Below are 9579 nucleotides of genomic sequence, written 5' to 3'. Positions count from 1 at the left end.
AACTTGGCTATGGTTGCATTATTGATGAGTTACAAAAACAAAAATACGCTATTCAAAATTTTTTTGTGAGATACCTACAAACGCATTTAGAAAAAATCAATAATTATAAAAGTATAGATAAAATAAAAGAAATAAAAAAATTTAGCAAAGATTTATTAAAAACTTCACAAATCTATGAATTTAATTACGAGCTAACACTTGATGGTTTTGAGCATTTTTATGATAAAAATTCTTTTATTTTAAAGATGGAAAATTATTTGTAAAATATTATTACTTTAATTTTAATAATAATTTGCTTGAAGAAAATTATGAGTTTTTAATAGATGATTGTGGTTATATTGAGCGTATGTAGTAAAAGAGTTAGTATGAAAGTAATTAATAATCGTTAGGATTTTAAATGTTTTTTAGAATAGTTAAATTAATAAAAATACTGATATTTGTTATAGGTTTATTATGTTTAATACTTGCTTTGTGTTATTTCGCATTAACTTATTTTATAAGTAATAACACCGACCCATTAAAAGAATTTAATGAACTTAAATCAAAATTATATAGAATTGAAGCAGACCTAAGTGAGAATAATTTGAGCTATTATGATTTTAATACTGATAAAACTTATAAAATAGATTATAATAAATTCGGCTATAAGTGTAGAATTGAATACCTAGAACGACAAAAACTCGCTATAAAAGATTATTTTAATCGACATGCAAATGTAGAAAAATTAGAAAAAGTTCAAAATTATAAAAATATAGATGAAATAAAAGAAATAAAAGAATTTAGCAAAGAATTATTAAAAACTTCAAAAATAAATAAATTTAATAATGAGCTAGTAATAAAAAATGATAAATATTTTTATGATGAAGCTTCATTTGTTTTTGAATCTGAAAGATTGTTTGTGAAGTATTATTACTTTGATGAAAATAATGATTTTAAAGAAGTTAGTGAAGAGTTTTTCATAGATAGTTGTGGTTATATTGAAAATATATATAAAGCAATAAGTTCTAAAGGTAGATTTAGATTATAAAAACTATAAATAATTTATAAATATTATTTATAGTTTTAAATGAATAAAATTATTTTAAAAGATTTGATAATTTATCTTTAACTTCGTTTGAGTTTAATTCTAGTTTTTCAAGTGTTTTACGAGCTCTAAATTCTACTAAATTATCATCAAGTTTTTTACCCACTACAATAGCATAAGGTGTGCCTATTAACTCATAATCACTCATTTTTACACCAAAACGCTCATTTCTATCATCTAATAAAGCCTTAATACCATTAGCCAAACAATACTCATATATATCATTTGCAAACTTAACTTGCTCTTCATTTTTAATATCTGATATTATGATTTGTAATGTAAATGCTGAAATATTTTTATCAAAAATAAGCCCATAATCATCATTATTGCATTCAGCAATTACTGCTAAAAGCCTGCTAATTCCTATACCATAACAACCCATTATAAAAGGTTTTGCCTTGCCATTATTATCAAGATAAGTTGCATTCATAGCACTTGAATACTTATCGCCTAATTTAAATATATGCCCTACTTCAATGCCTTTTGTAATTTTTAAAGCTTTATTACACTTATGGCATTCATCATTTTCTTTAACCAAGCTTAAATCATAAAAACGCTCTTGTAAAAAGCTAGTTACCTTAAATCCTACATAATGATAGTCTTTTTCGTTTGCCCCACAAATTAAATCGCTTTCATTTTCTAACTCGCTATCTATGAAAAATCTAACAGGACAATCCTTAAGCCCAATAAATCCTGGAACTAAATTAGCCTTTATTAATTCTTCTTCACTTGCATCTACTAAATCAAGTGCATTAGCTGCATTTAAAGCCTTAGTTTCATTTAGCTCATCGCAACCTCTTATAAAATATACTATGATTTCTTCTTTATCTACATATATTGCTTTTTTTGCTACTGCTTTTATGAAATTATGCTCTTTACATTTAAAGAATTTAGCTAAATCTTCTATGGTTTTTACATTTGGAGTGTGAAATTTTGCAAAATCAGCTTCTATTTCTTTAATAAATTTTCTTTTAGCTCTTTTTGCTGTTTCTATATTAGCACAATATCCACATTCACAAATAGCCAAATCATCTTCTCCACTAGGACTAATCACCATAAATTCTCTTGAACCACTTCCACCAATTGCTCCGCTATCTGCTTCTACAATCGCATAATTTAACCCTAATTCATCAAAAATTTTACAATACGCTTCTTGCATATTTAAAAACTCAGCTTCTAAAGACTCAAGCGAATCATGAAAACTATAAGCGTCTTTCATAATAAACTCACGAGCTCTAAAAAGTCCAAATCTAGGTCTTGCTTCATCACGGAATTTAGTTTGAATTTGAAATAAATTAATAGGCAATTGTTTATAGCTTGTAATTTTTCCACGCACAAGCGCAACTATTGCTTCTTCTGCTGTCGGACTTAGGATAAAATCATTTTCTTTTCTATCCTTAAACCTTAACAATTCTTTACCAAATTTAGCACTTCTTCCACTCTCATCCCAATAATTTAACGGGCATACAAAACTAAGATTTAAATAGTTTGCTCCTGCATTTTTCATATGCTTAATTACAATATTTTTAATATTTTCTAATACTTCAAGCCCTAATGGTAAATAACTATAAAGTCCTGAGCCAAGTTGCTCTATATAAGCTGCTCTACTAAGTAAAATATGACTTTTTAAGATAGCATCTCTTGGTGCTTCTTTTGTCGTTGGTGCGTATAATTTTGAAAATCTCATTCGTTTTCCTTCACATTAAATAAATAATTTAAACTTTGCGTTTCTAAACCTTCATCATCAATATTTTTAAGTCTTATTGTAGGTTCGTGCAAATAAGACTTCATAACTTGTTTTGCGAATTTCAATGCTTCTTCATTATCACTATTTTTTAAATAACCTTTCTTAATTGCTATTTCTAATTCTTGATTTATAATTTCATCTGCTCTAATTCTCATAGCTTTTATTATAGGAGTTACTTGAATTACATTTAAATCCTTATAAAACTCATTAACCATTTTTGCAACTACACTAAAAGCAATTTTTGCTTCTTCATCTTTAAATTGCATATTTTTCTTAACTATTTCATTTAGACTATCAACGCTAAAAACTTCTATCAATTCGCTATTTTCAAGCTCAATATCTCTTGGCACAGCAATATCAAAAAAATACCTTTTAAACTCAACCGGACTTATAATATCTTTAGTAATTATAGGTTCATTTGAACTAGTAGCACAAAATATAAGCTCATAAGAATTTAAAATAGAAACTAAATCTTCATAATCTAAACATATTAAATCTAGTTCATTTGCTAGTTTTAAAGCATTTGCTTTGGTTCTTGAAATTATCGCAATATTTCCTTTTGTATGATTTAGCAAGTGTTTTGCAGCTAATTCTATCATCAAACCACTTCCTATTAAAAGGATTTTTTTAGTTTTAATATCACAAATCTCTCTTGCTTTTGCTACTGCAACAGAGCTTACTGATACAGAGTTTTTTGAAATAGCGGTTTTATTTCTAACCATTGCAGCACATTTAAAAGAATAATTAATCGCTACTTCTAAATTAGGAGAATAATTAGCACTTTGCAAGGCTTGTTTTAATTGACCTGTGATTTGAGTCTCCCCTATTACAAGGCTATCAAGTGAGCTTGAAACACTAAAAAGATGATGAATAAACCCACTGCCTTCGTAAATATCAGGAGAATTTTTGATAAGTTGCTCATCAATCTTACAAATTAAACATAAGCACTTTATTATGTATTCATAAACACCCACTTGGTTTTCAATATAACACATTATTTCTATTCTATTACAGGTGCTTAAAATCACGCATTCTTCTATGTAATCATTAGCTAAGATTAATTTATAAATTTCTTTTTTCTTAAATTCATCACTTAAAGCTAGTCTTTCTCTTACTTCAATACTTGTATTTTTATGAGTAAAACTAACGCTAAAATAATGCATCAAAACTCCCTAAAAATCATTTTTTTAACGATTTCTTTTAATTCATCGCTACTTGCGTATTTTAATGCAAGTTCTCCGTAATTTTTAGCTTCATTTATACTTGCATTTATTAAATCGTATTTTAAAAATTGCTCTTTTATCCAAGATAATTCATCTTTGCTTAAAGTCTTACAAAAATAAGACCTTAGTCTTGCTTTATCATCGCCTTGTAATTTTTTATCTAGCATAATGTATGGAAGAGTAACTTTGCCTTCTTTATAATCATTTAGATTTGGCTTTCCTAAAGTAGCTTCATCTTGAGTAATATCTAAAATATCATCAACTATTTGAAAGGCAATTCCTAGATTTTTACCAAATTCTTTATAGTCATTAGCGTTAGGATAATTAGCTAAAAGTGCTGCTGCATATGCACTCGCTTCTATTAATGAAGCAGTTTTTTTATAAATCATTTCATAATATTTGCTCTCATCTTCATTAAAGCTTTCTCCAAGCTCTACATCAAGCAATTCGCCACTACTAAGTAAGGCAACTGCACGACCAACACAGGCTGCTATTTCACTTTTAAAAGAGCATAAATTATAAAACGCAATTGAATATAAAATATCGCCTAGCATAATAGCAGTTTTATCGCCATAAATTGCATTAATACTTGGAGCATTTCTTCTAGTTAGTGCTTCATCTATTACATCATCGTGCATAAGTGATGCTAGATGAATACACTCAATTACTGCACATAATTTATAAGCTTCATCACTAACTCCAGCTATTTTTAAAATCAGTTTTGAGCGTAATCTTTTGCCGTGATTTACCTTGGCTAAATACTCATAAATACTAGGATGCTTTAACTCTTTTATAAATTCATTTATATAAAAATCTATCTTTTCCATACTACTTCCCTTTTAAATTCTTATTAAACTCAATATCTACTCTTCCATCGTTATCAATAACTAAAACCTTTATTTTAGCTTTATTATCTTTAAAATCCTTAAATTCTAAAAAAAGTGTAACTTTATCAATGCTAGGATTTTTGTAATTAGGCAAAATTTGTTCTTTAACAAAATCAAGCCCCCTTCTAAGAGATAATACATATTGTTTTCTATAATTTTTATAATCTTTAAAATTAGTTAGCAAAATCAAATTCGTATTATCAAAATGCGTCCATCTAAAGGCATATTTTTGCCATTTTTCTTCACCTTTAGGACTTATGAAAAACCATTCTAATTCATCTTTTTTTAAAATATATTCTTTTTCATAAGCAAAATTAGGCACACCCGCAAATAAATTAATACTAAAAAAAATCAGTATTAAAAATCTATAATATTGTTTGGACATTCTTTATGATAAACCCCAGCTGCGTCATAATATTCATTACAATCTTCATAATAATGAAGCCTAATTCCATCTTTACTAGCACACGAGCTAAAAATAATAGCTATTAAAATAATCAATTTTTTCATGCTATCAACCATTGAAATAATTTTTTAAGCTCTTCACTTTCACTTCTTCTATTTTTATGCTTTTTTCTCCATTCATAAGGATTTTGAGCGTTTTTATCTATCCATAAGCCTTTTAATTCTTGTCTTGCTTTTAACTCATCGCTTTTATACATATTTGTATAATAAGAATACGCCCAAGCACAACCTTGCTGAACTACATAGCGATTTATATCTACCTCATCTAAATATACAATTGCTATGGTTCTTTTATATTTATCTTTGCCTTTGATTTTCAAATCAACCTTTTTGCCAATTATTTTAGAAGACAAAACCCTAGTACAATATGCACCAAAATTCTGACTTGTTTCAGGTGCGTCAATGCCATATAATCTAACTTTTGTTTTTTTCTTGCCTTTTCTTACTTGAATAGTATCTCCATCCATTACTTTTGATACAAAATACTCTCCTGCAAATAGATTAATACTTAGCAAGAATATCAAAACAAATCTCATTATTTAGCTCTTACAATTTTATTTAAAAATGTGAAATTTTCTTTAATTTTAAAATCACTTTCAATAGATTTTGCTAATTTTTCTAAAGAAGATTTAAAATCATCAAATAAATAATTAGCATAAGAACCTGGATTTGGATTAATCTCATTTAGATAAATCTCATTATCTTTAATAAAAAAATCGCATCTAATTAAAGCACCTTTAAACAACGGCAAATAAAGTCTAGTAAAAGCGTCTTTTAATTTATTTACTAACTCATCATTAAGTTTTACTTCTTCTATTTTTTCTTGTTTAAAGCTTAGATATTTTTGGTCAAAATCTAAATGACCATTTTTCTTAGGCTCTTCAATCTTTGAAAATACAATTTTTTCGCCATCAAAAAATCCTGCTAGATTTACTTCTTGAATATTTTCAATAAAAGGCTCTGCTAAAATCTTGTCATCAAATTCATACGAGCTATCATACGCATAAGCAAAATCTTCTTTATTTTTTACTATATTTATACCTATACTACTTCCAAGCCTAGCTGGTTTTAAAATAACAGGTAATTCAACCTCATCATTTTTGCTTTCTAATAATTTATAAGCAATTGTTTTAACCCCTACTTCATTTGCATAAAGTTTAGTTAAATGTTTATCAAAACTAAGCACACAAGCAGCGGTTCTAGGGCCTATGTATTTTATATTATAAAAATCAAACATAGAAGCTAATTTCCCATCTTCGCCATCTTTTCCATGAACTATATTAATAGCTATATCAAATTCTACTTTTTCTTCGCCTAAAAGTTTTTTAAGATAAAAGCCACCTTGTTTTAATACTAAAGGCTTAAGGTTTTTAAAACCACCTTTTGCAAAATAATTTGCATTCATATTATTTTTATCTATTAGATAAAACTCATTATCAAAACTAACATAAATAAAAATTACATCATCTAATAATTTTGCCACAGTTACAGCACTTACTATGCTTATTTCATGCTCGTAAGAATTCCCACCAAAAACCATTGCGTATTTCATTTATTTTCCTTAACTTAATTTTTTAAGAGCTAGTTTTATTACTTCGCTAACACTATTTGCATTTATATCTTTTAAAGCTTTAATCACAGCTTCTTGTTTAAAACCTAAAGCAAGTAAAGCTTCACTAGCTTCGTAATAATAATTATTCTCCGCACTTATTCCTAATTTGATTATTTTATCTTTTAATTCTAATATTAATCTACTTGCACTCTTAGCACCAATTCCTGGAGCTTTGCATAAAGCTTTTGCGTTTTCATTAATAATAGCACTTTGCAAACTCGCTACATCCATTGATGATAGAAGTGCCATAGCACTTGTAGCACCTATGCCATTTACTTTTATTAAGGCTTCAAATAATATTTGCTCACTTTCATCTAAAAAGCCATATAATTTATTTGAATCTTCTTTAATAATTTGAGTAATTAATAAAGCTACTTTATCTCCTTTATTAATCCTAGCAGCACTTAATAAGCTAAGATTTATTCCATACCCTACTCCATAAGTTTTTAAGATTATAAACGCAGGAGTTTTTTTAATAACTTCACCTTCTAAATAAACTATCAATAATCTTCCTTTTCTTCCATAAATTCATCTTCGTAATTTTTAACTTCTGTTCTTTTTAGCTTTACTATTTTTGCACTTTCTTCATCACCTATCATAACTCTTTCTAATTTTAAACAATATAAATCTTCATATTCTTTAGTATTATAAGTTAGCTCAATATCAGGATAAAGTAATTTGAATTTAATTTCATTTAAATTAGCCCATCTTTTAGTATTTATAACCTTTGCTTCATAGACTTTATTTTGCAATCTTTTTAAATCATCTTCTAAATCTTTATGCTTATCTTTAAAATCTTTTAATTTAGTAATTAAATCATTATATTCAAGCACAACATTTTGATAATCTCTAATTTTTTGCAAAAATGCAGTAGGTGGAATAATATTACTTTGCTTCATCTCTGCTAATCTTTGTTTAATTTGCATAATACTATCTTTATTAGCGTCTATGATTGATTTTTTACTATCTATAATTTTTGGTAAAGATAATAGATTTTTATTTACTTCGGCTAATTGACCTAAAGTTTTTTCAAGACTTTTAACAATTATTGGAGATTTACTAGCACTTACTAAGAATTTGTTATTTTCTCCTAAACACTCTTTAACAACTGCAATATCACTAACTTCTATAGTTGTATTAGTTGTAAGCGTATCTATCATTACTTTATTTGCTATGATTTTACCGCCTAATGCGTGTTTTACTCTTACATTTTTTCCTACAATAACGCCATTTTCAAGCCTATTTACTTCTATATCTTCGCCTTCGCAATAACCCCTATGCACTTCTATATTGATTTTTTTCGCATAAATCTTACTTTTTGAATGAGTTTGTCCACCTATATTTGCAATCTTTGCTTTTACTACTGAATTTTGAGCGATATTTCCTTTTACATTAAGTGTGCTTACTTCTATACTAAGATTTGCCCCTACTGCGTCTTTTAAATAATCTTGTTCATCAACATTTAAAGTAATATCTTTATTAATACCTGCATCAATTGAACCTGTTGTTTTAAATTCCACAGCTTGAACGCTAACACTATCTTTTATATCATACAATTTATCTCTATAAACAAAAGTTACATAGCCATTTATATTTGCATAATACTTTATACTCAAATCATCTTCAAGCATTCTAATATTTTCACTAACCTTAAAATCAGGCTCACTTATAATATTAGAATTAGTAGCGTTAATGATATTTCCTTTTAAATCCTTACCATTAACAGCTTTTATTGGTTTAATAAATTCAATTATTAATTCATCTTTACTAATAGCATTTATAAAACCACGCTGAGAATAATCAATTTTAGCATTTTCATCTACTTTTTTATCTTTATAATAAAGCTTGGTTTCTGAATTAATAGCATTAATTGGCTCAATCCCCTTAGCTAAAACTATACTAGCTTCCATAATTTGCTTACTCTCAAATGCCTTTAGCATTTTTACAAGCTGCTCTTGAAAAGTAAATTCTCTAATGCCTAGTAATAAACCTGCTTTTATAAATTTTTTATTAATTAAATCTCTAATATTTTCTATATATTCAGCAAATTCTATTTTATCATCATAATTTATAGCACTAAAATTTGCTACTACCTTAGTAAGATTTTTATTTGTTCCTATCTTAAAATCAATTAATGGAACAATATTGTCTATTATTTCTATTTCATATATTTGTTTAATTTCCATATCGTCATTAAAGAATTTATCATCGTTAAATACTTCTAATTCGTGTTCTAAAAGAGTTTGAGACATTCCATCTTTAGTGATTATTGTCTCATAATGAAGAACCTTAAAATCTAAATTATTTATATCTTTTCTATATCTATTTGCATAATTTGTTAATTCATCATAAGGTTTATCTGTTTTGATTATGTATTTTTCCAAATTGTAAAGCCTTTATTTTTTTTCGTTAATATACCTGTCTCTTATACTCATTTGACGCTGCCGACGAATAGTGAGGCGGTAAATCCCACACGCCGTCACTGCGACGATAAAACAAGACAAGCTGGCACCTAGCGCTATCCCACCGCAGTTATTTTACCAATGATGTACTTCTTAGTT

At 27.2% G+C, this 9579-nt stretch carries 11 protein-coding genes; 2 read left to right on the top strand and 9 right to left on the bottom strand.

Annotated elements, in window-relative coordinates; translation table 11 throughout:
• On the top strand, positions 1-263 hold a 263-nt coding region (locus KJQ99_RS07635; protein ID WP_214150445.1), incomplete at its 5' end, for a hypothetical protein.
• A 134-nt stretch (positions 264-397) separates the two neighbouring features.
• On the top strand, positions 398-1027 hold the full coding sequence (locus tag KJQ99_RS07630; RefSeq protein ID WP_214150444.1) for a hypothetical protein: 630 nt from the start codon (positions 398-400) through the stop codon (positions 1025-1027).
• A 49-nt stretch (positions 1028-1076) separates the two neighbouring features.
• Here KJQ99_RS07630 and KJQ99_RS07625 read toward each other — a convergent pair whose 3' ends face one another.
• Genes KJQ99_RS07625 through KJQ99_RS07585 form a run of 9 tightly spaced genes read right to left on the bottom strand, consistent with a single transcriptional unit; the run spans position 1077 to position 9402 of the window.
• Complete coding sequence (locus KJQ99_RS07625) at positions 1077-2771, bottom strand: proline--tRNA ligase (protein ID WP_214150443.1); 1695 nt, start codon at positions 2769-2771, stop codon at positions 1077-1079.
• Entirely contained in the window at positions 2768-3994 is a 1227-nt protein-coding gene (gene hemA, locus KJQ99_RS07620; RefSeq protein WP_214150442.1) for a glutamyl-tRNA reductase, read from the bottom strand. The genes KJQ99_RS07625 and hemA overlap by 4 nt, the downstream gene beginning before the upstream one ends.
• Entirely contained in the window at positions 3994-4881 is an 888-nt protein-coding gene (locus KJQ99_RS07615; protein WP_214150441.1) for a polyprenyl synthetase family protein, read from the bottom strand. Before KJQ99_RS07615 ends, hemA begins: the two co-directional genes overlap by 1 nt.
• 1 nt (position 4882) lies before the next feature.
• Positions 4883-5326 (bottom strand): hypothetical protein, encoded by a 444-nt coding sequence (locus tag KJQ99_RS07610; RefSeq protein WP_214117724.1) that lies wholly within the window; start codon positions 5324-5326, stop codon positions 4883-4885.
• Positions 5299-5451, bottom strand: a complete 153-nt coding sequence (locus KJQ99_RS07605; RefSeq protein ID WP_214117725.1) for a hypothetical protein — start codon at positions 5449-5451, stop codon at positions 5299-5301. The genes KJQ99_RS07610 and KJQ99_RS07605 overlap by 28 nt, the downstream gene beginning before the upstream one ends.
• Positions 5448-5942 carry a thermonuclease family protein gene (locus tag KJQ99_RS07600; protein ID WP_214117726.1) on the bottom strand — a complete coding sequence of 165 codons (495 nt, stop codon included), beginning with the start codon at positions 5940-5942 and terminating at the stop codon, positions 5448-5450. The genes KJQ99_RS07605 and KJQ99_RS07600 overlap by 4 nt, the downstream gene beginning before the upstream one ends.
• Entirely contained in the window at positions 5942-6958 is a 1017-nt protein-coding gene (locus tag KJQ99_RS07595; RefSeq protein ID WP_214117727.1) for a D-alanine--D-alanine ligase, read from the bottom strand. The genes KJQ99_RS07600 and KJQ99_RS07595 overlap by 1 nt, the downstream gene beginning before the upstream one ends.
• A gap of 9 nt (positions 6959-6967) precedes the next feature.
• On the bottom strand, positions 6968-7522 hold the full coding sequence (ruvA, locus tag KJQ99_RS07590) for a Holliday junction branch migration protein RuvA (protein WP_214117728.1): 555 nt from the start codon (positions 7520-7522) through the stop codon (positions 6968-6970).
• Positions 7519-9402, bottom strand: a complete 1884-nt coding sequence (locus tag KJQ99_RS07585) for a flagellar assembly protein A (protein WP_214117729.1) — start codon at positions 9400-9402, stop codon at positions 7519-7521. The genes ruvA and KJQ99_RS07585 overlap by 4 nt, the downstream gene beginning before the upstream one ends.
• Positions 9403-9579: the final 177 nt, after the last annotated feature.

The sequence above is a fragment of the Campylobacter sp. 2018MI13 genome (genome assembly GCF_018501135.1).
Classification (GTDB): domain Bacteria; phylum Campylobacterota; class Campylobacteria; order Campylobacterales; family Campylobacteraceae; genus Campylobacter_E.
The sequence above is the reverse complement of the archived record's forward strand: the minus strand, read 5'-3'. Positions and strand labels throughout refer to the sequence as shown.

Bases quoted from the DNA above. Each gene is read 5' to 3' on its own strand.
- KJQ99_RS07625 (WP_214150443.1), bottom strand. From the start codon at position 2,771: ATGAGATTTTCAAAATTATACGCACCAACGACAAAAGAAGCACCAAGA.
- KJQ99_RS07610 (WP_214117724.1), bottom strand. From the start codon at position 5,326: ATGTCCAAACAATATTATAGATTTTTAATACTGATTTTTTTTAGTATT.
- KJQ99_RS07605 (WP_214117725.1), bottom strand. From the start codon at position 5,451: ATGAAAAAATTGATTATTTTAATAGCTATTATTTTTAGCTCGTGTGCT.
- KJQ99_RS07600 (WP_214117726.1), bottom strand. From the start codon at position 5,942: ATGAGATTTGTTTTGATATTCTTGCTAAGTATTAATCTATTTGCAGGA.
- KJQ99_RS07595 (WP_214117727.1), bottom strand. From the start codon at position 6,958: ATGAAATACGCAATGGTTTTTGGTGGGAATTCTTACGAGCATGAAATA.
- KJQ99_RS07630 (WP_214150444.1), top strand. From the start codon at position 398: ATGTTTTTTAGAATAGTTAAATTAATAAAAATACTGATATTTGTTATA.
- KJQ99_RS07615 (WP_214150441.1), bottom strand. From the start codon at position 4,881: ATGGAAAAGATAGATTTTTATATAAATGAATTTATAAAAGAGTTAAAG.
- hemA (WP_214150442.1), bottom strand. From the start codon at position 3,994: ATGCATTATTTTAGCGTTAGTTTTACTCATAAAAATACAAGTATTGAA.